General features: G+C 56.7%; 22 protein-coding genes and 1 tRNA gene. 14 read left to right on the forward strand and 9 right to left on the reverse strand.

Annotated features, from left to right (window positions below):
* Positions 1-2: 2 nt before the first annotated feature.
* The 12 genes from OHL21_RS17740 (at position 3) to OHL21_RS17795 (ending at position 13,551) form a co-directional block, all read left to right on the forward strand.
* Positions 3-3,857 (forward strand): CheR family methyltransferase, encoded by a 3,855-nt coding sequence (locus OHL21_RS17740; RefSeq protein WP_263418628.1) that lies wholly within the window; start codon positions 3-5, stop codon positions 3,855-3,857.
* Positions 3,829-4,476, forward strand: a complete 648-nt coding sequence (locus OHL21_RS17745) for a response regulator (protein WP_263418629.1) — start codon at positions 3,829-3,831, stop codon at positions 4,474-4,476. Before OHL21_RS17740 ends, OHL21_RS17745 begins: the two co-directional genes overlap by 29 nt.
* 279 nt (positions 4,477-4,755) lie before the next feature.
* Entirely contained in the window at positions 4,756-6,591 is a 1,836-nt protein-coding gene (locus OHL21_RS17750) for a PQQ-dependent dehydrogenase, methanol/ethanol family (protein ID WP_263418630.1), read from the forward strand.
* Entirely contained in the window at positions 6,572-7,360 is a 789-nt protein-coding gene (locus tag OHL21_RS17755) for a quinoprotein dehydrogenase-associated putative ABC transporter substrate-binding protein (protein ID WP_263418631.1), read from the forward strand. Before OHL21_RS17750 ends, OHL21_RS17755 begins: the two co-directional genes overlap by 20 nt.
* Entirely contained in the window at positions 7,357-7,911 is a 555-nt protein-coding gene (locus OHL21_RS17760; protein WP_263418632.1) for a c-type cytochrome, read from the forward strand. Before OHL21_RS17755 ends, OHL21_RS17760 begins: the two co-directional genes overlap by 4 nt.
* The gene (coxB, locus tag OHL21_RS17765; RefSeq protein ID WP_263418633.1) at positions 7,908-8,903 is read left to right on the forward strand and encodes a cytochrome c oxidase subunit II; all 996 of its coding nucleotides are present in this window, start codon (positions 7,908-7,910) and stop codon (positions 8,901-8,903) included. Before OHL21_RS17760 ends, coxB begins: the two co-directional genes overlap by 4 nt.
* On the forward strand, positions 8,900-10,846 hold the full coding sequence (ctaD, locus tag OHL21_RS17770) for a cytochrome c oxidase subunit I (protein ID WP_263418634.1): 1,947 nt from the start codon (positions 8,900-8,902) through the stop codon (positions 10,844-10,846). Before coxB ends, ctaD begins: the two co-directional genes overlap by 4 nt.
* A complete protein-coding gene (locus tag OHL21_RS17775; RefSeq protein ID WP_263418635.1) occupies positions 10,831-11,454 on the forward strand; it encodes a cytochrome c oxidase subunit 3 in 624 nt (207 codons plus the stop codon). Before ctaD ends, OHL21_RS17775 begins: the two co-directional genes overlap by 16 nt.
* A gap of 3 nt (positions 11,455-11,457) precedes the next feature.
* Positions 11,458-11,841 (forward strand): hypothetical protein, encoded by a 384-nt coding sequence (locus tag OHL21_RS17780; RefSeq protein ID WP_263418636.1) that lies wholly within the window; start codon positions 11,458-11,460, stop codon positions 11,839-11,841.
* Positions 11,841-12,776 (forward strand): cytochrome c oxidase assembly protein, encoded by a 936-nt coding sequence (locus OHL21_RS17785; protein WP_263418637.1) that lies wholly within the window; start codon positions 11,841-11,843, stop codon positions 12,774-12,776. Before OHL21_RS17780 ends, OHL21_RS17785 begins: the two co-directional genes overlap by 1 nt.
* Positions 12,773-13,108 carry a c-type cytochrome gene (locus OHL21_RS17790; protein ID WP_263418638.1) on the forward strand — a complete coding sequence of 112 codons (336 nt, stop codon included), beginning with the start codon at positions 12,773-12,775 and terminating at the stop codon, positions 13,106-13,108. Before OHL21_RS17785 ends, OHL21_RS17790 begins: the two co-directional genes overlap by 4 nt.
* A 38-nt stretch (positions 13,109-13,146) precedes the next feature.
* Positions 13,147-13,551, forward strand: coding sequence for a GlcG/HbpS family heme-binding protein (locus OHL21_RS17795; protein ID WP_263418639.1), 405 nt, complete (start codon positions 13,147-13,149; stop codon positions 13,549-13,551).
* Positions 13,552-13,629: 78 nt separating this feature from the next.
* Here the strand turns inward: OHL21_RS17795 and OHL21_RS17800 are convergent, their stop codons facing one another.
* The 3 genes from OHL21_RS17800 to OHL21_RS17810 are packed head-to-tail and all read right to left on the reverse strand — an operon-like array spanning position 13,630 to position 16,316.
* Positions 13,630-14,802 carry a zinc-dependent alcohol dehydrogenase gene (locus OHL21_RS17800; protein ID WP_399258845.1) on the reverse strand — a complete coding sequence of 391 codons (1,173 nt, stop codon included), beginning with the start codon at positions 14,800-14,802 and terminating at the stop codon, positions 13,630-13,632.
* A gap of 42 nt (positions 14,803-14,844) precedes the next feature.
* Positions 14,845-15,486 carry an SRPBCC family protein gene (locus OHL21_RS17805; protein ID WP_263418641.1) on the reverse strand — a complete coding sequence of 214 codons (642 nt, stop codon included), beginning with the start codon at positions 15,484-15,486 and terminating at the stop codon, positions 14,845-14,847.
* 38 nt (positions 15,487-15,524) lie between these two features.
* Positions 15,525-16,316, reverse strand: a complete 792-nt coding sequence (locus OHL21_RS17810; protein WP_263418642.1) for an SDR family NAD(P)-dependent oxidoreductase — start codon at positions 16,314-16,316, stop codon at positions 15,525-15,527.
* Between the two features lie 1,055 nt (positions 16,317-17,371).
* On the opposite strand from OHL21_RS17810, the gene OHL21_RS17815 reads away from it, so the two are divergent.
* Positions 17,372-18,853, forward strand: coding sequence for a tetratricopeptide repeat protein (locus OHL21_RS17815; RefSeq protein WP_263418643.1), 1,482 nt, complete (start codon positions 17,372-17,374; stop codon positions 18,851-18,853).
* 109 nt (positions 18,854-18,962) lie between these two features.
* On the opposite strand, the gene OHL21_RS17820 is transcribed toward OHL21_RS17815, so the two are convergent.
* The 6 genes from OHL21_RS17820 to OHL21_RS17840 form a co-directional block, all read right to left on the reverse strand.
* Positions 18,963-19,205 (reverse strand): hypothetical protein, encoded by a 243-nt coding sequence (locus OHL21_RS17820; RefSeq protein WP_399258848.1) that lies wholly within the window; start codon positions 19,203-19,205, stop codon positions 18,963-18,965.
* Positions 19,202-20,281 carry a hypothetical protein gene (locus OHL21_RS24540; protein ID WP_399258849.1) on the reverse strand — a complete coding sequence of 360 codons (1,080 nt, stop codon included), beginning with the start codon at positions 20,279-20,281 and terminating at the stop codon, positions 19,202-19,204. Before OHL21_RS24540 ends, OHL21_RS17820 begins: the two co-directional genes overlap by 4 nt.
* 504 nt (positions 20,282-20,785) lie before the next feature.
* Positions 20,786-20,859, reverse strand: a tRNA-Gln gene (locus tag OHL21_RS17825).
* A 159-nt stretch (positions 20,860-21,018) separates the two neighbouring features.
* Positions 21,019-22,041: an LLM class flavin-dependent oxidoreductase gene (locus OHL21_RS17830; RefSeq protein ID WP_263418644.1), complete on the reverse strand. Its 1,023-nt coding sequence runs from the start codon at positions 22,039-22,041 to the stop codon at positions 21,019-21,021.
* A 188-nt stretch (positions 22,042-22,229) separates the two neighbouring features.
* A complete protein-coding gene (locus OHL21_RS17835) occupies positions 22,230-24,797 on the reverse strand; it encodes an ABC transporter permease (RefSeq protein ID WP_263418645.1) in 2,568 nt (855 codons plus the stop codon).
* Complete coding sequence (locus tag OHL21_RS17840; protein WP_263418928.1) at positions 24,798-25,478, reverse strand: ABC transporter ATP-binding protein; 681 nt, start codon at positions 25,476-25,478, stop codon at positions 24,798-24,800.
* Here OHL21_RS17840 and OHL21_RS17845 point away from each other — a divergent pair.
* Complete coding sequence (locus tag OHL21_RS17845; protein WP_263418646.1) at positions 25,477-26,238, forward strand: arylesterase; 762 nt, start codon at positions 25,477-25,479, stop codon at positions 26,236-26,238. The two genes, OHL21_RS17840 and OHL21_RS17845, sit on opposite strands and share 2 nt — an antisense overlap.
* Positions 26,239-26,512 lie beyond the last annotated feature (274 nt).

The following is a 26,512-nucleotide window of genomic DNA, read 5'->3' on the forward strand; positions in this document are numbered from 1 at the left end:
TTATGGCAGACACCTCCCAGCGCACACCAGCTCACGAAAAAGCCCCTCACGCGGAGCAGGATCAGAACCTGGATCTGGAACTCGTTCAGGATACCTTGCAGGTAAGTGATGGCCCCGACGAAGCCACGAGCAGCGACAGCGAAAGCGGTCCTCAGGTAAGCGTGGTCGTTGAGAACAGTGAGGAGCAGCAGGCTCCGGCATTGCCGTACCCGGTCGTTGCCATGGGCGCCTCAGCCGGCGGACTGCAGGCATTTGTCTCACTCTTCGAAAACCTTCCCGAAGATACGGGCATGGCGTTCGCCGTGATCTCCCATCTCGCCCCCGACCAGCCGAGCTTCATGCCGGAAATCCTGTCCCGGCACACTGAGATGCCGGTCCAGGCCATGCATAGCGGGCAGAAGATGGAACCCAACCACGTCTACGTTCTGCCGCCGAATCAGGTCGCGCAGTTACGGCATGGTGTGATCCATTTGCACGAAAGGCAGCGTCTCCGGGAACGGCATCATCTGCCGATCGATGCGTTTTTCTATTCGATCGCCGCAGACCAGCGAAATCACGCGATAGGAGTGGTGCTCTCAGGCGCAGACTCCGACGGAGCCCTGGGGTTAAAGGCCATCAAAGGGGAAGGCGGTATCGCCCTGGTGCAGTCGCCTGAAACCGCGCAACAGGGCAGTATGCCGCTCAGCTCCATTGCGGCAGACCACGTCGACCTCATTGTCCCGCCGGCGCAGTTAGGCATAGAGCTGGCCCGTTTGGCCCACCAGTTCTTCCGCCCCGAGGTCCGATCCCTGGAGACCGGCGAGGCGCCACCCACCGACGAACAGAGTTACAACCGCATTCTCCAGCTGCTTCGCAGCCAGTCTGGACTCGAGCTCCGGCAATATAAGCCGGAGACCATCCGCCGCCGCATTGCCAGGCGCATGATCCTGCTGCGTATCGAAACACTCGCGGAATATCTCCGGTTTCTTCAAATACGGACTGACGAACTGCGCGTCCTGCAGGAAGATGTCCTTATCAGCGTGACGCGCTTCTTCCGAGATCCGGATTTCTGGCTGTCCCTCAGCACCAATATCCTGCCAACTTTCTTTCAGAATCGCTCGCCGGAGAAGCCGGTGCGCATCTGGTGCGCGGGATGCTCCACAGGCGAAGAAGCCTATTCCCTGGCGATTACATTGCTCGAATACCTTACCTCCCACGGCATGGATACCGCGGTTCAGATCTTCGGCACCGATGCCAGCGAACACTCGATTGAGCAGGCGCGTACGGCAATCTACCCGGAGACGCTCGCTGCGGAGATCTCGCCAGAGCGCCTGCGCCGTTTCTTCACCAAAGTGGATAGCGGATATCAGGTCTCCAAACGAGTGCGGGATTGCTGCATCTTCGCCCGCCAGAATCTGTGTATTGATCCACCCTTCTCGCACATCGACTTCCTGAGCTGCCGGAATGTCATGATCTATTTCAATCAGACGCTGCAAAAACAGGTCATGTCGACCTTTCACTATGCGCTCGAGCCGGATGGGTACATGCTCTTGGGCATGTCGGAAAGTCTGCGCGATTACACGGATCTGTTTAATGCCGTCGACCGGAAATACAAGATCTACTCCAAAGTCGGAGGTTCCTCCCAGCGGCCTTACAGCCTGACCCAGGCGTTTTCCGTAACCAATATCTCGATGGGTATGCGTGAGTCCATCGGCTCTTTCATGAATGAGGGCTGGACGGAATTGGAGCTACAGCGAGCCGCCGATCGCATCGTCCTCGCGCGTTACGGCCCTCCGGGTCTGATCGTCGATGATCGACTGAACGTTCTGCAGGCACGGGGACAGACAGCTCCCTTCGTCGAACTGGCCTCAGGCGCCGTGAGCTGGAACCTCTCGCGGGTGCTTCGAGAAGATATCTCCGCAGAGGTCAAGGTGGCAACGGAACGTTCCATTCAGGAAAACATCCCTGTCTCGAGCACCATTCCGATGCGAAGTGAGGAGGGCACCGAGATGTTATTGCAGCTCGATGTCTTGCCAATTACCAGCGCAACAGCGAGAACACGCTGCTTTCTGATTCTGTTTTCTACTCCGGAAGCAAAATCCAAATCGGAGGCCTTCCACCAGGCTGCACTTCCGGTGTTGTCGATCGACGATAAGGAAAAACTGATCGCGCAACTGCGTCAAGATCTGACTTCGACGCGGTTTCATTTGCAGTCACTGATCGAAGAGCGAGATGCCCGCAATCAGGAGCTCGTCTCGGCAAACGAAGAGATTCAGTCAGCCAACGAAGAACTCCAGAGCACTAACGAAGAGCTGGAAACGACCAAAGAAGAGCTGCAGTCCGCGAACGAGGAGCTGCAGACTGTCAATGAGGAGCTGCAGCAGCGGAATGCCGTTCTAACCCAGACCGGCAATGACCTCACCAACCTGCTGACCAGCGTCAATATGCCCTTGCTCATGTTGACGGAGAACCTGCACATCCGCCAGTTCACTCCGCCGATGGAGCGACTCCTCAATGTCCGGGCCTCCGACATCGGCCGCTCGATCTCAGAGCTTCGTCTCCAGCTCTCGATCGACGACATCGAACCGATTCTGCTCGATGTGCTTGATACATTAGGAACCCGCGAAGTGGAAGTACAGGATCGCGAGGGCCGTTGGTATCTGCTGCGGGTTCGCCCCTATCGCACCACGGACAACAAAATTGAAGGCCTGGTGGTTCTTCTGGTCGATATTGATCAGCTCCGAAGCAGCCAGCAAGAGCTCCGTGAAGCACGCGATTTCGCCAATACGGTCGTCCAAAGCGTGCCCGTCCCGGTAGTGGTGCTCAAAGCCGATTGCACCGTCAGGAGTGTAAATAACTCATTCCGTGAGCTGACACAGATGAAGGATAGCGACCTCATCGGAAGGTCGTTTCCTGATCTGGCTAACCTCTTCTGGGGTGTCAATGGCCTTACGGAGCAGTTGCACGAGCTCGCAAAATCCGCAGCAGGGACCGCGATTGAACTGGAACACGAATCCACGACCGCCCAGCGAAAGACCATCAGTATCAAAGCACAGGCTCTATCAACCGATGGTGATCGGATTCTTTTACTCACGCTGGAAGATGTCACTCTCCACAAAGAGGCTGAGCGTGCACTCAACCAGCAGCAGGAAGCTCTTCAGAACGAGGTCGAAGTGACTGGAAAGACGTTATTGCAGGCACGCGAACAACTTTCAGAGCTGGCGGCCCATCTCTTCTCGGTACAGGAAGAAGAACGGCAGTATGTGGCCCGTGAGTTACACGACGATATCAGCCAGCGGCTTTCAGCGCTGGAGATTCTTTGTGATACGTGGCGAGGCCGAACCAATAATCCGGAAGAAAAGCGGGACCTGGCATCGCTCCACGATCAGCTTCATGCACTGAACGACGATATCCGTACCATCTCTCACCGCCTGCATCCTTCCATCCTGAACCACCTCGGGCTTGCCGCTGCCGTACGTGCTTTGGTCGACGACTTTCGCGAGCGGGAAAAGATGCCGGCTACGTTCGCAGAATCGGATATTCCGGAAAAGCTCGACCAGGTTATCAGCACCTCACTCTATCGGATTACGCAGGAAGCACTTCGGAATGTAGGCAAACATGCCGGACCGACTCACGTTAAGGTAATGTTGACCGGTGAGGATCACACTATCCGCTTATCGGTGCGAGATTTCGGAATCGGATTCGATCAGGAATCTGAATACCCTTTGCATGGCCTTGGTTTGATTTCAATGAAGGAGCGGGCCCGCATCGCGGGAGGCAGCTTTGAAATACTCTCGTCTCTCGGAGAGGGCGTCTCAATTACCGTAACCGTTCCTAATGGAGCCCACCTTGCGAAGAATCCGAATTCTGATCGCTGACGACCACCCGCTGGTCGCGGAAGGCCTTCGCCAGCTCCTCAATGCAGAGTACGAGGTCGTTGGTATTTCGTCGAATGGAAGGTCGGTACTGACGGACGCGATCCGCCTTCAACCGGATATTGTACTGCTGGACATCGCGATGCCTGAGCTGAATGGTATCGAAGCCGCCCGCCGGCTCCGAAAGCTGGTTCCTTCAGCCCAGATTGTTTTTGTAACGCAGCAAATCGATGTCCAATACCTCCGGGCGGCCTTTCGCGCCGGTGGTATTGGATACTGTGCAAAGCAATCGGCATCTACAGAGATTCTCGCTGCAGTGCGTCGGGCCGCGGCCGGAAAGCCGTACGTTACATCGCTGTTGAAGGCGTCATTGCCTTCGCTCTCACTGCAGGATCTCCGTCAGGCATCCGATATCTTTCCTGACACGCTCACGCCCCGTCAGCGCGAGGTATTGCAACTTGTCGCCGAGGGAAAATCCGTCAAAGAGATCTCAGCATCACTCAATATCTCTTCGAAGACCGTGGAGTTTCATAAAAGCGCCCTCATGAATGAACTGGGAATCCGCACGACTGCGGAACTGACTCGATACGCGATCTCACGCGGTATCGTCACTCTCAATTAACCGCTCGTCTCCCAAAACGCTGGGAGTCCTCCGAAGTCTCCCTCATGTCCCAGAGCCCCATCGTGCTCACGATGGATGATCCTCGCTTCTACCTGGTCATGCCTCCGTATGTGTGTCTTCGATCCACGAAGTCAGGAGGACGCCGTGATGTGCCATAGAAGGCCGTCAGAGAGGAAGCGGGCAACTCTTCTACTCCGCCCGCCATCAGCATTGTTCGAATAAAGACACGAAGATCGTTGTCTCACGAAGAACACAGGTTCACCGGCGAGTGGATTGACAATGAAAAGTACGGGATCGAGAACCCTCTGGCTTGTACTGTTTGGCATCCTTGGCTTCTGGTTCATGCTGGGCTGCCACAAACAATCCTCCTCGACGTCTGCTTCCACAGGCGGTTCGATACACCCCTACACCGCGGAGATGGAAAAGGACGATGGTCAATGGGTCCGCGCGACCAAGGACTTCGCTAATACCCGCTACAGCTCCCTTTCGCAGATTACGGCGCAAAATGTCGCACAGCTTCGCGTCTCCTGGACGTTTGCGACGACAGTGCCTCATGGCCAGGAAGCCGCTCCCATTGTGGCGAATAACACGATGTATCTCGCTACGCCGTGGCCAAATGTGCTTTACGCACTGGACCTCACCAAGCCTGGCGCACCTCTGAAATGGAAATATGAGCCCCATCCTTCGCCGGCCGCGAAGGGCGAAGCATGTTGCGATTGGGTGACTCGCGGCGCCGTCTTCGACAACGGAAAGCTCTTTTTCAATACGCTCGACGGGTACACCATCGCTCTGAATGCCGATACCGGAGAACAGCTCTGGAGAACGCATCTCGCCGATCTCAACAATGGCGAGACCATCACGATGGCGCCGATGGTCGTGCGCAATCATGTCTTTGTCGGCAACTCCGGAGGAGAGTTCGGGGTTCGGGGATGGCTTGCGGCGCTTGATACCTCCAGCGGCAAACTTGCCTGGAAGGCCTACAGCACAGGGCCCGATAACGAAGTGCTTATCGGCTCTCGCTTTCATCCCTACTACGCGACAGACAAAGGCTCCGACCTCGGTGTAAAGACCTGGCCTCCAGACGCCTGGCGGATCGGTGGTGGAACCGTATGGGGATTTCTCTCTTATGACCCTCAGCTCAACCTGATCTACTACGGAACTGCCAATCCGGGTCCGTGGAATCCAGAGGTCAGGCCCGGCGACAACAAGTGGACCGCCGGCATGTTCGCACGCGATCCCGATACGGGCGAGGCGGTCTGGTTCTATCAGATGTCTCCGCATGATCTTTTTGACTGGGACGGCATCAATGAAGATGTGCTTGTCGATCTTCCCTGGCAGGGACAGCTTCGAAAAGTGCTCCTCCGTCCTGACCGCAATGGGCATGTCTACGTGATCGACCGGGCAACCGGACAGGTGCTCTCTGCGAATCCATTCGCCTATACGAACACCACGACCGGCGTCGATCTTCGGACGGGAGCTCTGCAGCGGATTCCTGACAAAGCACCCAGAACCGGACAGGTGGTACGGAATATCTGCCCTGACGCTCCCGGAGCGAAGGACTGGCAACCCTCGTCTTTCTCGCCGCAGACGGGTCTTCTTTATATCCCCCACCAGAACATGTGTATGGATGAAGAAGGGACAGAGGTCAGCTATATCGCCGGAACTCCATATGTCGGGTCTTCTGTGCAGTATTACGCGGGTCCAGGTGGCCACATGGGCGAGCTTACTGCGTGGGATCCGATCGCCGGTAAAGCTGTCTGGACAATCAAAGACAAATACCCGATCTGGAGCGGGACCGTCACCACCGCCGGAGGCCTGGTCTTCTTCGGCACCATGGATGGATGGTTCAAAGCGGCCGACGCAAAGACTGGGAATATCCTTTGGCAGTTCAAGACTGACTCCGGCATTATCGGTCAGCCGGTGAGCTACCGCGGCCCTGATGGAAAGCAATATATTGCGATCCTCTCGGGGATCGGCGGCTGGCCGGGCTCTATCGTTGCCGGCCAGCTCGATACCCGCGATGGAACTGCGGCCAACGGGTGGGGAAAGGCGCTTCCCAACATCCGCAACGAGGTTACGGCAGGAGGGACACTGTATGTTTTCTCTCTTCCGTAGTGTTCTCATCGCTGCTCTTGCACTGCCGCCGGTATGCCATGCGCAACGGGTTCTGCGTGTATGCGCAGATCCCGATAATCTTCCATTTTCCAATCAAGCGCGTACGGGCTTCGACAATCGCATCGCAGAACTTCTGATTCGGGATCTTGGCCGCCAACCCGAATTCGTATGGGCACGGGCGAGGCGAGGGTTTCTTCGCGAACGCTTCAATCATGGCGATTGCGATTTATTGATGGGAACTCCTGATGGGCTTAAGCGAGTCCGTCAGACGCGACCGTATTACCAGTCAAGCTATGTCTTCGTGACCCGTACCGCAGATCATTGGCAGCTTTCCAGCTTCAGCGATCCTTCCATCGGATCACAGCGCATTGGTCTGCAGATTCTGGACGAGGATTTCTCTCCACCTTCGCTTCCGCTCATCCATTATGGGCATGCCTCGCAGCTCGTCGGATATCGATCGTTTGGATCTGAAGCGGGCGAGATTGTCCACGCTGTAGCTTCCCGCAAGGTCGGGTTTGCAGTTGTCTGGGGACCTGTGGCCGGATATTACGCGTCGCGTGAGCACGTCCCGCTTTCACTGCATGCTGTAAGCCCAGCGATCGAAGATGGCATTCCCTTCCGGTATGACATTGCTATCGCAGTCCATTCCTCCGACCTGCAACTCGCTGACGCTCTGAACCGGGCTATCGAAAAGAACTTATCCGAGATCCGGCACATCTTGAACTCGTATCACGTGCCTCAACTCGAAGAGAAGGAAGGTGGGCTATGAGGCCTATGCTCGTTTCCATCCTGCTTCTCGGCAGTCTGCTGACCGGGTGCAAGCGCGAGCAGCGGGTCTTCGATCCCGGAGCAGCCGGTTCACAGCCGGCCAACGGTACCGTTCTCAGCGAGGTCGCCGCCGGTCAACAGCCGCCCAAAGGAAATCAGCCCAATCCTATTGCTGAAAGCGCTTACGCCGTCGCAGAAGGTAAGCGCTTCTATCAGGCCTACAACTGCGTCGGCTGCCATGCAAATGGCGGTGGCGCCATTGGTCCGGCGTTGATGGACTCGGAGTGGATCTACGGCAGCTCTCTCGAACAGATCCACTCCACTATCGTGCAGGGCCGCCCCAATGGAATGCCGAGCTACGCCGGAAAGATTCCTGACTATCAGGTATGGGAGATCGCCGCCTATGTGAGATCGATGAGTGGACAACTTCCCTCTGATGTTGCTCCCTCGCGTTCTGATCACATGCCGATGGTTGTTCCCGAACAATCGCGTCCGCAGGAGCATCCAGGCGCGGAGCATCCTCAGCCTGTCGTCTCGGAGCCATCGCGATGATCTTCTCATTCATCTCGCCGATGTTCCCTGGCCACCAGACCCCGCTTTCGCCTGTCGGACCACAGGCGAGGCACATTGAACACAATCTGCTGTTGATCTTCTCCATTACATCCATCGTCTACGTCATCGTCATCGCGGTGCTTGCCTATGGAGTCGTCCGCAACCATGCACGCGAGGGCTTCGTGCCGCACACGCTGGTTGAAGATCCGGAGATCGAGCGTAAGGCAACCTGGATCGTCGGAGCGGCCCTGGGGCTCACGATCATCCTGTTGCTGGTGATGATGGTCTCAAGCTTCTACACCAGTCACAGCACCGCTGTACTGGCCCAGGCACAGGCGATCAAGATCGATGTCTACGGTCACCAGTGGTGGTGGGAGGTGGAATATCCAATCAACGAACAGCCATATCGCATGGTTCGTACGGCCAACGAAATCCATGTGCCAGTCGGAGCGGTTGTTACCATCCATGCAACCTCGCGTGATGTCATCCATAGCTTCTGGGCGCCTAATATTCATGGGAAAAAAGATTTGCTCCCTGGCTATGAGAATGACCTCACGATTCAGGTCGATCAGCCCGGAACATGGCGTGGCCAGTGTGCTGAATTCTGTGGCCTGCAACACGCGCACATGGCCTTCGACATTGTGGCGCAATCACGCGAAGACTTTGACCGCTGGTACGAGCAACAACTCTCTCCGGCCCCAGAACCTGCCTCATCGCAAGCCATTCATGGCCGCGAGGTCTTTCTCACGCACGCGTGCGTGATGTGCCATACCATCCGCGGAACGACGGCGGGCGCAACCGTGGGCCCCGACCTTACGCATCTTGCAAGTCGCTCCATGATTGCCGCGGGGACATTAAAGAACACGCGTGGCAATCTCGCGGGCTGGATCAGCAATGCGCAAAGCATCAAGCCTGGGGTACGCATGCCGCCAAATCCCATGCCCTCTTCTGACCTGAACGACCTGCTTGCCTATCTGGAGACCTTGCGATGAGTGAGCAGAGAGCTGCATTGATCGAACAGACAATCTCCACTGCTGAGGAAGCCGAACGCGCTCGCAATTTGGAGCGCATCTGGGCAGAGCCGAAGGGATTTATTGGCTGGTTCAAGGCGGTTCATCACACCACCATTGGCAAACGGTATATGGTGACCGCGTTTGCCTTCTTCCTTGCCGGAGGCCTGCTCGCAGGCGCGATGCGCCTGCAGCTTGCTTTTCCTGAATCCCACCTCATGAGCCCCGACCTCTACAACCAGATCTTCACCATGCACGGCAGCATCATGATGTTTCTCTTTGCTGTGCCCATGATGTTCGAGGCTCTTGCTGTTTACTTCGTCCCTCTTATGGTGGGCACTCGCAACATCGCGTTCCCTCGCCTGAATGCCTTCAGCTATTACCTCTTTCTCTTCGGCGGGCTGATGCTTTTCGCTTTCTTCTTTGTGAACTCAGGTCCCGACCGTGGATGGTTTGCCTATGTTCCGCTCTCCGGACCCGATTACGGTGCCGGCAAGCGAGCAGATATCTGGGCGCAGCTCATTACCTTTACCGAGGTCTCTGCCCTTGCAGTCGCCGTCGAGGTGATCGTCACCGTCTTCAAACTCCGTGCTCCGGGAATGTCGCTGAACCGTATCCCCATCTTCGTTTGGGGCCAGGTCGTCGTCGCATTCATGGTGATCTTCGCAATGCCTGGGGTCGTTGTCTCAAGCACCATGCTTCTGCTGGACCGTACCGCCTCGACACAATTCTTCAATCCAGCCGTCGGTGGCGACGTCCTGCTCTTTCAACACCTCTTCTGGTGGTTCGGTCATCCGGAGGTCTACATTATCTTTCTACCGGGCACGGCTATCGTCTCCACCATTGTCGCCACTTTCTCTCGTCGCCATGTCTTCGGTTATATGGCGCTGGTGCTCTCGCTTATCGCCACCGGCTTTGTTGCCTTCGGGTTGTGGGTGCATCACATGTTTGCCACAGGCATTCCACAGATGAGCGAAGCCTTCTTCACCGCCGCCAGCATGATGATTGCCATTCCAGCCGGGGCCCAGATCTTCTGCTGGCTGGCAACCATCGTGACCGGAAAGCCGGTGCTCAAAACACCTATGTGGTGGGTGCTTGGCTTCTTTTTTGTCTTCATCATCGGCGGCATGACCGGTATCTTCGTGGCCTCTGTTCCGGTCGATCTCCAGGTTCATGACACGTACTTCGTTGTCGCCCACTTCCACTATGTGCTTATTGGAGGGGCCGTTTTTCCCCTGTTTGGCGCCTTCGCTTACTGGTTCCCAAAGATTACCGGCCGTATGCTCTCCGAACGAATCGGTATGTGGAGCTTCTGGCTCTTCACCATCGGGTTCAACATTACTTTCTTCCCGATGCATATCCTCGGTTTGCGAGGAATGCCGCGTCGCGTCTACACCTATCCCGCAGATGCCGGCTGGACTGTACTCAATCAGATCCAGTCCTGCGGTTACCTTTTGCTGTTTGCCGGCGTCTCTCTCTTCTTGTGGAATGTCTGGACGTCTCTTCGCCGCGGAGAAGCCGCACCGCCGAATCCATGGCAGGCAGGCGGTCTGGAGTGGGCAACAGATTCTCCGCCTCGTGCCTATAACTTTCTGAACCTGCCTACGGTCAACGGGAGTGAAGCGCTGTGGGATGCGTTGCCGGATCAGCCTGTCATCTCTGGCCTTCACGAGGATGTACGCGAGATTGTTACCACCCGCATTCATGATGCCGAGCCGGACGGGCGCGACGAGTTGCCCGAGCCAAGTATCTGGCCATTTATAGCAGCTGTTGTCACCACTGCCCTCTTTATCGGCAGTATCTTCCGTCCTATCGCCGTTTCGATTGGAGCCATTCCGCTCGCCATTGCTCTCATTGGATGGTTCTGGCCCACGAGGGAGGAGTCGGAACGCCGGAGAAGGAGGGACATATGGCAGAAGAGCTAACGCGCGGTCGGCAAACTCTTGATGTCTCGATGCTGCCAAACGTAACCTTTGCCGACAGAAGTCTCACGTGGTGGGGGACGATGGGCATGATGGCGATCGAGGCCGGCGTCTTTGCTCTGGTCATCGCGGCATACTTCTATCTGCACTCGCGTTCCCAGGACTGGCCTCCAGGAGTTCTTCCGCCGGACCTTACATGGGGCACAGTTAATACCTTCATCTTCATCCTGAGCGTGATCCCGACGGAGTGGTATCGGCGCCGCGCACATAAAGGTGATCTCGGTGCTGTCCGGCTCGGACTCGTTATCGCGACTTTCGTGGGTATGGCAAACCTGGGCGTTCGCTACCTGGAGCTTCGTCACCTCAACTGTGATTGGAGCCAGACGGCCTATGGTTCTGCCGTGTGGTTCCTCATGGGACTTCATATTACCCATCTGCTTACCGATTGGGTGGAAACTATCGTCCTGACCGTGCTTTTTTACTCGCCTCACATTGAGGGCAAGCGATTCGTCGATGCTGAAGAGAATGCCAGCTACTGGTATTTTGTCGTGCTCACCTGGATACCCATTTACCTGGTGCTCTATTGGGCTCCGCGTTGGCTGAGGAGCTGAACCATGCCAAGCCCAGTCAATATCCTGCGCCATTCTGAAGACGAAGGCCTCAACCTCCGCCTCTGGACCGGCATGCTCCTTCCTCCCTTGGCCGGAGGAGTGAATATCGTGGTCGGATATATCGTCAGCACGTATGACTGCAACGTACATAACCGGCATCTGGTGATGCTGGTCAATGTGCTGTCTCTCGGCGTTTGTGGTTTAGCGGCTCTGATGCTGTCTCCGACACGCGCACGGATCGAGGCAGGATCCGATGATCCGCCCGTCACGCTACGCAGTTCACGGCTCTTCCTTCGTTGTCTCGGCTTGTGGTTTGCAGCCGGTTTCGCCCTGCTTGGCCTTGCAGGGACCCTCTCGACACTCATCCTGGGAGCCTGTGACCTGTGATGCCTGCATCCTCCATCGGCGCGTTCGTATTTCTGCTGCACGCTATGCACGACGCAGACGGCAACAGCGCAGAGGCTCTGCCTGCTCCTGATGATCTTTGGGCGCTCCACCATTGGACCTTCGAGCTATCCATCATCCTGCCTCTGCTCCTCATGGGGAGCTGGTATCTCAGGGGAGCGCTGCGCCGCCGTAATCATTCGATTCTTCGTTGGCGTCACCTTGCCTTCGCTTCTGGCTGGCTCTCACTGGTGTTCGCCCTCGTCTCGCCTCTCCATCAGCTAGGCGATGCTTTGTTCAGTGCACACATGCTGCAGCACGAGATTCTTATCCTGATTGCAGCCCCGCTCATTGCCGCCTCTCACTGCTCGGTGACCTTTCTGTATGCCTTGCCACGCATGCATCGCAAACGTGTTGGAGCTCTCATCTCTGGTATCGAGCGCAATCCATTGGTCTGCCTTCTCACGGCTCCGCTCTCCGCATGGCTGATTCACGCGGCCGCCCTGTGGGGATGGCATATCCCTGCGCTTTACCAGGCAACCGTGCGTTCCGACGTGATTCACGCTGTACAACATCTGACTTTTTTTCTGACTGGTCTGATCTTCTGGTCGGCCCTGTATGGTGCAGGCCGATCTTCCATGAGCTATGGCATGGCCACGCTTTATACCTTCGGCACCGCCGTTCACTGCAGTGCACTGGGGGCGTTGCTTACTTTCTCAACGGTCCTCTGGTACCCCATCTACACAGAACGCACGCAGATCTGGCATCTTACCGCTCTCGAAGACCAGCAGTTAGGCGGCCTGCTGATGTGGGTTCCGTCCGGACTCGTCTTCATAGCGATAGGGGTTCTCCTGTTCGCGAAGTGGCTTCACACTTCAGATAGACGGCTCCTCCATACCTCGATGGCTCCTGCTTCTGCCCGGAAGGAGGCTGCATGAAAAATGTTCTCTTTCTCATTACCTGTGCTTCCCTCCTCGCAGGTTGCCATTCCAGCTCTGACCGGCAGGCGGAGACGTCGATGCGCTCCTATGGATGCACCTCATGTCATACCATTCCAGGTGTGGCCGGCGCCCACTCCTATGTCGGTCCCCCTCTGGACCGGTTCGGCAATAGAACCTATATCGCCGGAATTCTTCCAAACAATCCGCAAAACCTTTCTTACTGGCTACAACATCCACAGTCTGTACATCCGGGTTCAGCTATGCCTGAGATGCATCTCACGCAGCAGGATGCTGACAGGATCGCCGCCTATCTGGAGCGGCTCCACTGAAAGATCCATACACCCACACTACCGCGGAGAGAACACTTATGAGCGTTACACTTCTGGAAGCAAAAGCCATCGTTGCGGCCGCCGAGCAAAAAGCTCAGGAGATCGGTATGCCGATGAATATTGCGGTTGTCGACACAGGCGGCAATCTTCTGTTGTTCGAAAGGATGGAAAACGCCTGGCTCGGCTCGGTCGACATCGCCATTAACAAGGCATGGACGGCACGCGCCTTCGATATCGAAACCAAAGCTCTTGGCGAACTCTCTCAGTCCGGAGATCAGTTCTTCGGCATTCACGCTTCCAATCAGGGACGCGTCATGATCTTCGCCGGCGGTGTTCCTCTGAAACGCGACGGGCGCGTAGTCGGCGCAATCGGCGTCAGCGGAGGCATGGGGAAACAGGACCAAGCCGTCGCGGAAGCGGGAGCGGAGGCATTCAGCGGATAGGAGTCCTTCGCACTGAAGCCTTCCAACTGTACGAGGTTTAGGGTGCTGAGGCTGCCGCTGCGTCTCAGCACCATGCCATCACGCTGCCCGGTCCAACCAGGGGTCGATGACGATCTTAGTGACGTTTTCCTGTTTATCTCGCCAAACCTTGTACATCTCAGGGGCCTCCTCCAACGAGATGCGGTGGCTAATGATATAGGTCGGATCGATCTGCCCCTTTTCAATTCGTTCCAGCAGGGGCTTCATATATGTGTGCATGTTGGTCTGGCCCATCTTCATGGTGATGCCCTTTCCAAACGCGGCTCCAAACGGAACCTTGTCCAGAAGCCCGCCATAGACACCCGGAATCGAGACCGTTCCTCCCTTGCGTACGGCCTGAATGGCCTGCCGAAGCACTACCGGACGATCCGTCTCCATGAGAAACGCTGTCTTGATCGTGTCGTAGATGCCTTGCAACTCCGCGGAATGCCCTTCCAAACCCACTGCATCGATGCAGGAATCCGGACCGGTGCCGCCGGTCAGGTCTTTGATCGCGGTCAGGACGCTGACGTCCTCATCCGCATAGTTCACCGTAATCGCGCCGAGAGCACGAGCCAGAGCCAGTCGTTCCTCATATCGGTCAATCGCAATCACCCGTCCAGCTCCGAGCATAAAAGCACTGGCAATCGTAAACTGCCCGACGGGGCCGCATCCCCATACAGCAACCGTGTCTCCAGGCTGAATCTGTGCATTTTCGGCCGCCATATAGCCTGTGGGAAGAATGTCGGAGAGAAAGAGAACCTTCTCATCGCTGAGATCACTTTCGATTTTCAAAGGACCTACGTCCGCAAACGGAACACGCGCATATTGTGCCTGTCCTCCGGCGTAACCTCCCATCATGTGCGAATATCCGAAGAGTCCCGACCCGGAATAACCGTAAGCAGCTTCCATCAGATGCGCATTGGGATTGGAGTTGTCACAGGCGGACCAGATCTTCTTCCTGCAAAAGAAACAGTTTCCACATGCGATGGTAAAGGGTACAACCACACGATCACCGCGCCGGAGGTTACCAACTCCGCTTCCGACGTCTTCAACAATTCCCATGAACTCGTGGCCCATGATATCGCCCGACTCCATCGTGGGAATGAAGCCGTCATAGAGATGCAGATCTGAACCGCAGATTGCTGTACGCGTAATGCGAATGATGGCATCGCGCGGATTGATGATCGACGGATCGGGTACGGTTTGCGTCTCGACCTTATACTTTCCCATCCAACAAATAGCCTTCATCACTCCACCTCGTGTCAGATCTATTCAAGCCACCTTCGTTCCCGGAGGAGTCGTGACATTCTCCCCATAGAGGGATCGTTTGAAGCGGGCGATCAATCCCCGTTTCCCATGCGGCGCCTCCTGCGATCGCGGGATTTCTCCGGCCTCGGCAAGCGCTTTGAAGTGCCGCAGGTTTTCAATCACAGCCTGCTTTGGATTACGGCCGGACAAAGTCTCCCACGCGCTGGTGAGCTTACTCATGCGAAACTCCTGCAGCACGATGACATAGGTGCCACGTCCGCCGGGAGCCTTCTCAAAGATCACCTCTCCGGCGTTATCCGAGTCGCCGCCGATGGACCGCCAGGCAATTCGTTCACCCGGTTCATCAGCAAGGATCTCGGAGTCCCATGTGATGACGGTGTCATCAGATCGCATGGTCCAACGGGAGGTTGTCTCTCCCGTGAGAACTACCTCTTCGATCTCTTCCTGCCAAAGAGGCGCAAGCTCCGTCTTTCGCCAAAGGGCATATAGATCCTGGGGCGAACCCTGCACCAGGGCGCTGGTACGTACCCATAGCTTGCCGTCCTTATCCTCGGGCGGCGGCAGATATCGTCCATCCAGGATGATCGAGGCGCCGCTCTGGCGCGGCAAAGGCTCGGCATTCGGCTTTTCGTTGAAGTTCACCATGTGTCGCTCCTGGCTGAAAATGTGATCTGAAAATTGCGCTATTTTTCGCTCTGCGGCTTTGCCTGTTTCTCGTGCATCGCTCCCTTCACCGCTCCAGGAACGAAGTTCGCGACCGCTCCTTCCAATTTCGTGGTCAATGAGTGGGAATAGACGTGGTCTTTTCCATCGAACAGGGCATCAAGCCCCTCGCGGGCGACGTCGTCCGGCTGACTCTGATTCTTACCCTCCGTTCCTACCTGGGTATCGTCCATGCCCGCGCGATGAAAGAAGTCCGTATTTGTCGGTCCAGGCTGCAGTGCGGTTACCGTGACATTGGTATCCCGAAGCTCATAGCGCAGGCTGTGCGCAAACGAGAGCAAGAAGGCCTTGGTCGCGGCATAGACCGCCTCGCGAGGCGCCACCATCTCACCTGCGATGGATGACGTGAACAGGATCTTGCCGGCGTTCAGCTCATGCATCTGCCGAATGATGTATTTCGCAAGCTGTACGGCTCCAGTGCAGTTCAAGGAAACCATCCTCAGCTCTTCTTCCAGATCCGTCTCCCAGAACTGCCCACCCACACCGATGCCGGCATTAAGACAGGCGACGTCAACGGGCCGGCCTACGGATACCACTTTGTTCCAGAAGGCGTCCACGCCTTCGCGGGTTGCGAGATCCGCATTGAATTCCACGACTTCCGTGCCGTAGCTGCGAATCGCGGCCGTTGCCTCCGCGAGCCTTGGCCCTGCCGAACACACCACAAGGTCATATCCGCGCGAAGCAAGCTCTTTGGCAAGAGAAAGTCCGATGCCGCTGGAGGCACCGGTGACGATGGCAAACATCTCAGACATGGCTCGACTCCGAATTTCGGTGAGATCGTTCACTGAGGTTCTGGCAAGCGACAAGCGCCAGGTCGACACTCGGTTTTGAACGCCGACTGTCTGCTCTAGAGAAGGCAGCTTGTTTTCAGGGGTTGCCCTGCGACCTTCAGACCAAATTGCGCCAAGTGCAAACGGTCGACGCCTCACCGCCCCGAAGAGACAAAGGTTGGGGAGCGTAAGAGGAATACAGCGGGCGTTCATTGCGGAAAACGCCCATAAATGCGGAAGCCCTACGCTACACCTACAGGGGAAAATGCTCTGGTTGGCCGATTTCCCTGGTGATTCTGGCCGGACAGTACAGCGGATCAGTCGCCAGTCTAAGGCTGCTACTCACATTTCAAACAAACGTGCTCTGTATCTTTCGCATCTCAACCACCAATCCGCCTATTCCGGCCTAGCTTGTCCCCTGCAAGACCCACACAGCGGGAGACGGAAAGCATATCAAGCGTGTCCCTCGCGCGGCCAAAAGCGAGTCCAGTCTCGACATGGGACCCAAGTTGATCGTCGCCGCCCCCCGAATCAAATACGGTTGAAGACCATCGCAAGAATTTCGAACGTCGACAAGGACATTCCTCACTGAAGGAGGACCACTATGGCAACTTGCGAAGTTTGTGGAAATGAATACGACAAAGCCTTCACGATCGAAGCCGCAGGGGCACGACACACCTTCGATAGCTTTGAATGCGCAATTCAGCTACTCGCACCCATTTGCGAACAATGCCGTTGCCGCGTCATTGGGCACGGAGTTGAAGTTGGTTCGCAGTTCTTCTGTTGCGCTCACTGTGCCAGACTCGCCACCTCAGCGGATGTCAAAGATCGGGCCACCGCTTGAAGCGTGAAAGAGTTCCCAGTGTGGTGTCTCAGAAGCTCTTGTCATAAATTTTGTCATCCTGAACCGAGTCGCCAAGGAACCTGTTCGCAGGGGTGATCGTGAAGGACCTTTTTTTCAACGCTTCCGATAGCAAAACTCTTCGCAAAATCCCGGCAAACAGAGTACGGTTATAAAACTCCCGGAGGCCGACACGATGAAAACGGCCCTGATTTTGGCTTTCCTGCCGCTGGCTTTTGCAGCCGCTCAGGAGCTGCACGATCACCCCTCCCCCGAAAAGCTGGGTATCGTATCCTTTCCTGTCTCCTGCAGACCTGAAGTACAGGCCCAATTCAACCGCGGAGTCGCTCTCCTGCATTCGTTTACCTATAAAGAGGCTGGTGAAGCATTCCAAAGCGTCGCTCAGCAAGACCCCCATTGCGCCATGGCCCATTGGGGCAAGGCGATGACGCACTACCACCAACTCTGGGATCTACCTCCTTCGTCGGAGGATACTGCAGCTGCCCGGCAGGAGCTGAATCAGGCTCTCCGGCTCGGAGGAACCTCCGAGCGCGAGCGCGGTTTCATCCAGGCCCTGAATCTCGTCTTCCAGGATGCTTCTACCGTTCCCTACAGCACACGAGCATTGCGCTATGAGGCCGCGATGCGCCAGCTTGCCAGTTCCATGCCCAAAGATGTTGAAACACAGATCTTTTATGCACTCGCACTCGTTTCGAATGCGTCTCCGTACGATCGGGAACATGTAAAGCAAAAGGAGGCGGCCAGTTTACTGGAACCGCTCTTTCGCTCATTCCCGGATCATCCGGGAATTCCCCACTACTTCATCCACGCCTGCGACAACCAGGAGCTCGCGCCAAGAGGGCTCGCTGCAGCGAAAACCTATGCCCACATTGCTCCCTCGGCGCCGCATGCGCTCCATATGCCGTCTCACATCTTTACCCGTCTTGGTCTATGGAGCGACTCCATCACATCCAACCTGGACGCGAGAGACGCCGCTCTGCATCAGGGTGACACCGGCGAAGCGCTCCACGCCATGGACTACCTGGTATACGCCTACTTGCAGAAGGGAGACGACGAGGACGCAGCCCTGGTAATCAAGCAGCTTCAAAAAATGGACAACTTGCGTATAGGCGATTTCAAAATCGGATACGCTGCAACCGCGATGCCGATCCGCTACATCATCGAACGTCAGAAGTGGAGCGATGCGGAAAACATCCGTAACCCGTCGGAAAGTGCTCAACCGTATGTTGTGGCTACTGCGGTCTGGGCACGCGGGCTGGGTTTTGCTCATACCGGCAATGCTCGCGCCGCTGACCAGGAAGCCGAGACACTGCGACAGCTCGAAGACCGGCTCCGGTCATCCGGAAACCTATACTGGGCAACCCAGGTCGACATCATGAAACGTGAGGTCATGGGCTGGTCCACGCAGGCAGCGAATGAGCCCGAAAAAGCCATTGCCATATTACGCAGTGCGGCCGACGAGGAGGATGGAATTGAGAAACTCCCAGTAACTCCGGGGCCGATCATTCCCGCTCGGGAGCAGTTAGGAGAACTGCTTTTGGAGACTGACCCGAAGGCAGCTTCCGAAGCATTCGCGACCGCGTTGGTGAATGCCCCCGGCCGCCGAAGAGCGCTCCAGGGAGCCGCCAAAGCCGCAGCCCGTCAGGGAACGCAATAGAGCATTTTCCCTTTTAGGTGTAGTGTACGGTTTCCGCAACCATGGGCGTTTTCCGCAATGAAAGGTCGCTGCACTCCTCTTCCGGGATACCAGCAACAGTGAAAATGCTCTAAAGCGACTTCAAGTATTCGACAAGATCATCCTTCTCTTGTTCTGTGAGTCCCAATCCGAACCGGTCGTTATAGCTATTGACTACATCCCGAAGCGTGCGGAATCGTCCATCGTGGTAAAAGCGCCCTCTGTTCTGTGGAAACATGAAGAGCCCTTTTTCGCGGACAAAGATGCCTGCGAGGTTCATCGTCTGATACGCGTGCCCCGGAGCGCGATCTGCTTCGAAGCTGTCGATCTTCATTTCCTGCGCGGTGTGCTGATTCCAGCCCGGTTCAGTCCAGAGTGGCTCATGATGGCAGCTATTGCAGTTCGCTTTTCCGCTAAATAGTTCATCACCGCGCGCTGCCGCTGCCGCATCAAAATCGATTCCGGACGAGGTTGCACAGACGGTAAGGCAAGTTGATAGAAATGCAGCGCGGCTAGCTTTCCCGTTACCTGATCGCTATCAGGATCGACCGACACATGGCCTAGCTTGGCGGCAGCGGCAATCGGAAACTGAATCGCATCATCAAACCACTCATCAAAGAAGGTTCCGATTCCGTGCAGCTCGTTTACCGCAACAAACGCATTCCAGTAAGTCACCGTGCCCCAACCGCCGGTCCACGTGTGCAGATTATGACCGGAGAGTCCACGCGCATTGGGCATCAGCGTGGCTCCCGATACCATGTTTGCCGTTATCATGCCGTTGGTCATCTGCTCTGGATTAAAGGCTTTGCCATCCAGAAACAGCTCGGCATCGAATTTGCCCGGTCCCCAACTGTTGAGTACAGTGCGCACGTCCTGGACTGTGATGCCCGCGTCCTGTGGTGCAAGCTGGAGCAGATTGACGACAGGCTGCAGATTTGGAGCCGCAGCTACGATCGCGCCCACGTTCAGGTCACGATTCCCTAATCCGTCGATTCGCTTCCCAATTCCCGGTACAACAGAGTCGTCCACGGTTGAATGGCAAAGCGCACACGTGAACCCTACTTTCTCGAGCGTGTTGTTGCTAAAAGTTCCAACCACACCAAGCACCGCGTTCTGCTTGATAAGCGCAATCGTTACAGCAGGATCATTGAGATTGATCTTCCCCTGTTTGATGGCCTCGCCAACCGAAGGAGACAGCGCCTCCGAATCGACTTTCAGCCCGAGCCCGAGCGCAGTCACTGGCGTCAGTTGCGAAACAGCTTGTTCAATGTGTAATTGGCCAGTCCAGAACACCTCGTCACCGTATGTATCGAATCGAAAGATCTGGCGGCCCTGATTAATCAATTCTTTTGAATTGTCTTGGGCGCTTCCAAGAAATTGAGACTCCTTTTGGACGTGCTTTGCATGCAAGGGCGCCCACACAGCGACCGTCAGTACTGCAGCCGCTGCAGAGACACGAAGTACGTCAATGACTCTCATGTTTTCACCTCCGCACTACAGAGTGCGAACGAGCAAACTTGCTCCAAACATCAGTGCATGGGGTGCCCTGTTTCCTCCGAGCTGAAAAACAGGAAGAAGTTGGAACAACATCGATTGCTCTTCCAGCTGCTTCTGCGTCGTCCATCGTCTTTGAGGACGTGATGCCAACGCTCCCGTCGGCGGCCGGCCAGTCACTCTGGCTCAACGCCAGCGGCCTCCACGGTCTGAAAAAGACAACTTGTGTATACGGATGTATACGCTCTTTCGCGAGGCGCTTGTCAGAAGTTTGTCAGGCGATTGTCGTCTTATTGTCTTAAATGCAGTTTGGGTCTTAAATATCGGCGCTCATTCTCGCACCAAGATTTGCATAAACCGCTGAAAACAAACATTCCGAAGGTCCCGCGGAGGGGACTAAGGTCCTATGAAGTAAGGTATTGGTTGCCCCCCAGGGATTCGAACCCCGATTGATCGGTTCAGAGCCGACTGTCCTACCATTGAACGAGAGGGCAATACTTAGATTGGCCGGGAGAGTCGCGCTTATTACCGCGCCACCACTCACCTAAGTCAGTGTATGGCCTCGAAGGCTTCAGGTCAAATCTCCCTCCTTTTCAGAGGGATAGTTGAGATTCCTGAAGGGCGCCGAAGAACGGCGCCCTTCCTGTTCCTGCTTATTTCGTTGCAGCGTCAGCCGCTGAGCCAAGCAGTTCGATCGCATGCATCACATCCTGATGCGGCAATGTGCCGGAGGTCAGCTGGATATTCACGCGGTCCACACCGCCCAACGCCTCGTTCACATACTTCAGTTTGGCCGCAACCGTATCAGGACTTCCCACGAAGAACGCTCCTGTCGGCGCGGTGTTGCCGTCGAACTGAGCGCGAGTCTGCGGTGCTCCCCAACCGCGTTCTGCTCCAATCTTGGAGAACTGGCGCTGCCAGACGGGAAACATTGTGTCCCCAGCCCTCTGATCTGTATCCGCAAGGAATCCAAGCACATGCAGCCCAATCTTCATGTCTTGCTCTGGATGTCCTGCCTGGAGATAGATCTTGCGGTAGAGATCGATCAATGGACGGAATCTGTGTGGTTCCCCGCCGATGATCGCCACCATCAGCGGTAGCCCCAGCACGCCGGCACGGGCGAATGACTGTGGCGTTCCACCAACTCCGAGCCAGACCGGAAGCTTCTGCTGCACCGGGCGCGGATAGACTCCTTCACCGTGGAGCGACGAACGATGCTTCCCTTCCCAGGTGATGTTGGCCTGCTCACGCAGCTTCAATAGCAGATCCAGCTTCTCGGCAAAGAGCTCGTCGTAGTGTTTGAGATCGAAGCCGAAGAGCGGGTAAGACTCGGTAAACGAGCCGCGGCCGACAACGATCTCCGCCCGTCCGTTCGAGATGAGGTCAACGGTGGCGAACTGTTGGAAGACGCGTACCGGATCGTCCGAACTCAGCACTGTGACTGAACTCTGCAGACGGATCTGTTTGGTGACGGCTGCAGCCGCCGCAAGGATAGTCGAGGGCGAGCTGGCCAGATAGTCGGGCCGGTGATGCTCGCCAATACCAAAGGCAGCGAGCCCGACTCTGTCAGCGAGCGCGATCTCTTCCATCAGATCCGCCATGCGCTGCGGCGCAGGAACGAGATTGCCGCCGGCATCCGGCGTGTAGTCCACGAAGCTGTCAATTCCGATTTTCATACAGAGGAATAGATGCTTCGATATCGAAATAGTTTCAGAAGAGGGTGGTTCGGGCACGCATACTAGGTTGCCCATCCATTGGAATGGGTGAGATTTTGCGCCCCAAATTCTGTGGGAGAGAAGCAGATTTCTCCGCTTGCTCCGGTCGCTACGAAATGACATACAAAAAGGAGACCTGTCAACAGCGTCTACTCTTCGCGTAGGACTTCCAGCGGTTTCTGGCCGAGTACTCGGTGGCTGGCGATCCAGCCGGTAGCCACTGCCATGACTGCGGTGCCCGCCATCATGGCAAGATCGGTGATCCAGGGAAGATGAAACTCGATATTCATCTGGCGCTGCATAAACCGGGCGACCACCGTGGCAAAAATGACTCCCGTGAAACCGGCGACCAGGCCCAAAACGGCGAACTCGATTGAGAAGACCGTCGCGATGCGCGAGCGGGTCGCTCCCAACGTCTTGAGTACAACGACCTCGCGGATGCGGCGGTAGCGTGTGCCTGCAATCGAGGACGCCAGAATCACCATGCCCGCAAAGATGGAAAACGCCGAGAGGAACTGAATCACCACGGTGATCTGCAATACGACCTGGCGGATGGTCTCAAGCGCCTGCGCCACATCGATCACCGTAACCGTGGGGTAGGCGGTGAACATAGCGCGTTCGAGCTGCCCAACTTTCTTCGGATCGACATGTGCGCCGCCATACCAGACGACCGGGAAGCCCTGCAGAGGAGCCTTTGGCAGAATGAACTCTGCACGGGAGTACGCATGCTGACCGTCGGACTTAATAATTGCAGCCACGACGGCATCAATCGGCTTGTCCTGTGCCGAGAAAACAATGTGGCTGCCCAGGTTGACACCGAGGCGCTGACTCATACGTTGCCCGATTGCCACCTGCGGCTCCGTAGTTCCGGGCTTCCACCATTCTCCCTGCAGTACCGTCGTGCCGGGCGGAAGTTCGTCGGACCAGGTGAGTTGGATCGACTGGAGCATCCGCTTCGGGAAATTGGTCAGCCGCAGGTCCTTCGCCGCAACGCCGTTCACGTTGGTGATGCGCGAGCTGATGACCGGGATCAGCTCCGGTTCAGCCGTAACTCCGGGCTGGCTGGTCAACACCTTGCGTACGCCTTCAACCTCGGCGTTGGCGATATCGACCAGAAAGATATTTGGGATCTTCGGCGAAGAGACAATACGTAGCTCGCGGACCACCGCCTGCTGCATGAGAAAGACAGTTGTAATCTGCATGACACCCAGACCGACAGCGGCGAGCAGAGCCGCCGATGGATTGCCGGGGCGATAGAGATTGGCCAGACCGTGGCGAATGGCCGAGGGCAATCTTAGTCCGGCTCCGCGCAGAAAGCGGCGCAGAACAGCAAGTAAGATCGCGGCTGCAGCGAGAAGAGCGACCAGAACCCCGCCAAGACCGGCGGCGAAGGTCCTACCGGTCTGCGCTGAATCGCTCAAGGTGGCGGCAATGAGGGCGAGGCCGAGCAGGATCACGAGGGTGGCTAGAAGCTGCGCCCAGTTCGAGAGCAATCGCCCCCAGAACGCCTTATGAATCGGTTCATCGGTCTGCTCCACCGCGCGGCGAAGGATCAGGATGGGGCGCACCTTGCGGATATCCAGCAGAGGCGGCAACGTGAATAGCAGGGTCGTCAGCAGACCGGCGGCCAGTCCGGTGCCAACGGCACGCCAATCGAGTGTGAAGGGCGGTTCGACATTAATGAGGCGGCGCAGCAGTACCGGCAGGAATCGCTGCACAGCAGTGCCCATGGTGACACCAAGCAGACCGCCGAGCGCACCAAGCAAAATCGTCTGCAGCAGATAGATACGCATGATCTGCGAAGACCCGGCGCCGAGCGACTTCATGATGGCGATGGTGTCCATGCGCTGCTGCAGATGGGCACGCATGGCCATGGCAACACCAATGGCTCCAAGGACAAGGGCGACCAGGCTCATCAGACTCAGAATGCCGGTGGCCCGGTCCAGCCCCTGCGTCAGCGCGGGATTGGTCTCGCGGTAGTCAGTGACCTGTGCTTCAGGCAGCAACGCGACCAGGCGCTCCTTCCAGGCCGCGACCTGCTGCTCGGAGCTTCGTGCCGGGAGCTCGAAGAGAAAGCGCTCATTCGACCGGTTCCCTTCGGCGATCAAACCGGCATCTTCCAATCCCTTACGCGTGATGATGACACGCGGACCCGCCGCGAACGATCCCGAAAGGCGGTCCGGCTCATTCGTCACAACACCTGCGATGGCGAACAGACCGTCGCCGATCTTCACGCGATCCCCAACCTTGAGATTCAGACGGATCAGAAGGTCTTCGGCGACGACGATCGTGTTGTCATGCAGTACATTGCGGAGCATGGCCTTCGGCGCAAGATCCACTGTTCCATAGAACGGGTAAACAGCAGGGTCGATCGCCTTGAGCGAGACCAGGAGAGGGTCGAGCGAGTGCTCGGCGGAAGCCATCGCCACCATCTCGGTGACGGTCGTCAGACGTAGCCCCTCACGCTCCATCGCCTGCAGGCCTTCCTGCTCTTTAGGAGTCGGCTGGGCGAACATGCGGGCAGCCAGATCAGCCGCCATGATGGAGCGTGCGCGCACGAGCAGCTCTGTGCGGAAGGCGCCGCTGAAGCCGCGAACGCCGGTAAGCGCGGCAACACCGACTGCAACCGAGAGAATGACGAAGGCGAACTTTCCCTTCGACGAGCGCATCTCACGCCAGGCGATACGGCGGGCGGAGGTCCAACTGAGTGACGGCATCTACTCGACCGCCTTTCGCTCATCGGCGACGATAAGACCATCCTTAAGGAGAATGCGTCGCCCGGCGAGAGCGGCGATATTGGGGTCGTGCGTCACCATCACCAGGGTGGTGCCCGAGGTGCGGTTCATCTCCAGCAGCAGCTCCAACACGTGGGTCCCGTTGGCCGAGTCCAGATTGCCGGTCGGTTCGTCAGCCAACACCACCGGCGGTCGCAGCATGAATGCACGAGCAATAGCCACGCGCTGCTGTTCTCCTCCGGAAAGCTGAACCGGATAGTGGTCCATGCGGGCTTCAAGACCGACGCTGGAAAGAAGCTCCTTCGCGCGGGCAAGACCTTCAGAGCCTAAATTGAGCTCGTAGGGCAGAAGCACGTTTTCCAGCGCGGTGAGCGTTGGAATGAGTTGATAAGACTGGAAGACAAAGCCTATCTTTTTGCCTCGCACCTGGGCGAGCCGATCTTCGGGCAGGTAGCTGATGCTCTCTCCGGCGATCTTTACATCGCCGGTCGTAGGCGTGTCCAGACCGGCCAGCAGGCCGAGCAGCGTGCTTTTTCCGGAGCCGGAAGATCCCATGATGGCGACAAACTCGCCGTGGGCGACGTCAAAGTCGATGCCCTTCAGAATTTCGACAGTCCGCCGGCCGTTGCGGATAGACCGCGTCAGATTGGTTACCTCGATCATGGCTTCGTTCAATTCGCTCTCCCCAATTCGCTACACTGCTTGCGTGAACCTGTCGCGGATCGCCCTGTCCCTCGCCCTGTCGCTCACCCTTACCGGATGCAAAACCAGCGATGGCGCCAGGCGCGCCGAAGACTACTCCCGCGACACCCGCCCGGCCAAGCCAATGGCCCAGAACCCCTCCCCGGCGGCAACCTCAACTACCAAAGACGAACGTCCTGTGATTTTATGCTTCGGCGACTCAATTACTGCCGGCTATAACCTTGATGCCGGCGAAAGTTACCCGGATTACCTGCAGAAAGCTCTGGATGAAAAGGGGTACAAGTACCATGTCGTCAACCAGGGCATCTCTGGTGACACCACAAAAGACGCACTTGCCCGTGTGGAAGACGCCATTGCACTGCATCCTGCCGTGATCCTGGTAGAACTCGGCGGCAACGACGGGTTGCGGGGCATCCCTATTCCCAGTACGCGAGCAAACTTTGACGGCATTCTGGCGAAACTGACAGCCACCGGGGCGAAGGTCATCCTGCTGGGCATTACTCTGCCGCCGCAGTACGGCAAGGTCTACATCGACCAGTTCAACGAGACCTATGCATTGATGGCGACGAAGTACAGACTCACGCTCTTCCCGTTCCTCTATAAGGATGTATACGGGATCCGGGGTGCGATTCAGCGGGATGGGATCCATCCAACAGCTCTTGGCAGCCAGTTGATCGTGAAGAATGTTCTTCCCCTTGTGGAACCGAACTTGAAACGATAACTTTTTTCAGTAAAGAACGAGACGTTGCCGCCGATAGAGCATTTTCCCTGTTGCTGGTATCCGGAAGAGGAGTCCAGTGGCGTTTTCATTGCAGAAAACGCTCTAGCCGTTATCGTAACTACCTGACTTGTTACCTTTTCTCCCTATTCAGAGAGTGCGCTAAAGCACACCGTGAGTGGGCCGATAAAGTCGCAGTAACACCTTATCGGCCATGGTCACGAAAGGTACTGTGCAACTCTCGGCGCCAGTTCGCAACATCACACCTCAGGGCCCC

This window comes from Terriglobus albidus, from assembly GCF_025685425.1.
GTDB classification, from domain to species: Bacteria; Acidobacteriota; Terriglobia; order Terriglobales; family Acidobacteriaceae; genus Terriglobus; species Terriglobus albidus.

Excerpts from the sequence above, each read along its gene's own strand:
- OHL21_RS17740 (WP_263418628.1), top strand. The coding sequence starts at position 3 with ATGGCAGACACCTCCCAGCGCACACCAGCTCACGAAAAAGCCCCTCAC.
- OHL21_RS17750 (WP_263418630.1), top strand. The coding sequence starts at position 4,756 with ATGAAAAGTACGGGATCGAGAACCCTCTGGCTTGTACTGTTTGGCATC.
- OHL21_RS17755 (WP_263418631.1), top strand. The coding sequence starts at position 6,572 with ATGTTTTCTCTCTTCCGTAGTGTTCTCATCGCTGCTCTTGCACTGCCG.
- OHL21_RS17760 (WP_263418632.1), top strand. The coding sequence starts at position 7,357 with ATGAGGCCTATGCTCGTTTCCATCCTGCTTCTCGGCAGTCTGCTGACC.
- coxB (WP_263418633.1), top strand. The coding sequence starts at position 7,908 with ATGATCTTCTCATTCATCTCGCCGATGTTCCCTGGCCACCAGACCCCG.
- ctaD (WP_263418634.1), top strand. The coding sequence starts at position 8,900 with ATGAGTGAGCAGAGAGCTGCATTGATCGAACAGACAATCTCCACTGCT.
- OHL21_RS17775 (WP_263418635.1), top strand. The coding sequence starts at position 10,831 with ATGGCAGAAGAGCTAACGCGCGGTCGGCAAACTCTTGATGTCTCGATG.
- OHL21_RS17780 (WP_263418636.1), top strand. The coding sequence starts at position 11,458 with ATGCCAAGCCCAGTCAATATCCTGCGCCATTCTGAAGACGAAGGCCTC.
- OHL21_RS17785 (WP_263418637.1), top strand. The coding sequence starts at position 11,841 with ATGCCTGCATCCTCCATCGGCGCGTTCGTATTTCTGCTGCACGCTATG.
- OHL21_RS17790 (WP_263418638.1), top strand. The coding sequence starts at position 12,773 with ATGAAAAATGTTCTCTTTCTCATTACCTGTGCTTCCCTCCTCGCAGGT.
- OHL21_RS17795 (WP_263418639.1), top strand. The coding sequence starts at position 13,147 with ATGAGCGTTACACTTCTGGAAGCAAAAGCCATCGTTGCGGCCGCCGAG.
- OHL21_RS17800 (WP_399258845.1), bottom strand. The coding sequence starts at position 14,802 with ATGGGAAAGTATAAGGTCGAGACGCAAACCGTACCCGATCCGTCGATC.
- OHL21_RS17805 (WP_263418641.1), bottom strand. The coding sequence starts at position 15,486 with ATGGTGAACTTCAACGAAAAGCCGAATGCCGAGCCTTTGCCGCGCCAG.
- OHL21_RS17810 (WP_263418642.1), bottom strand. The coding sequence starts at position 16,316 with ATGTCTGAGATGTTTGCCATCGTCACCGGTGCCTCCAGCGGCATCGGA.
- OHL21_RS17815 (WP_263418643.1), top strand. The coding sequence starts at position 17,372 with ATGAAAACGGCCCTGATTTTGGCTTTCCTGCCGCTGGCTTTTGCAGCC.
- OHL21_RS17820 (WP_399258848.1), bottom strand. The coding sequence starts at position 19,205 with ATGAAGATCGACAGCTTCGAAGCAGATCGCGCTCCGGGGCACGCGTAT.
- OHL21_RS17830 (WP_263418644.1), bottom strand. The coding sequence starts at position 22,041 with ATGAAAATCGGAATTGACAGCTTCGTGGACTACACGCCGGATGCCGGC.
- OHL21_RS17835 (WP_263418645.1), bottom strand. The coding sequence starts at position 24,797 with ATGCCGTCACTCAGTTGGACCTCCGCCCGCCGTATCGCCTGGCGTGAG.
- OHL21_RS17845 (WP_263418646.1), top strand. The coding sequence starts at position 25,477 with ATGGCTTCGTTCAATTCGCTCTCCCCAATTCGCTACACTGCTTGCGTG.
- OHL21_RS17840 (WP_263418928.1), bottom strand. The coding sequence starts at position 25,478 with ATGATCGAGGTAACCAATCTGACGCGGTCTATCCGCAACGGCCGGCGG.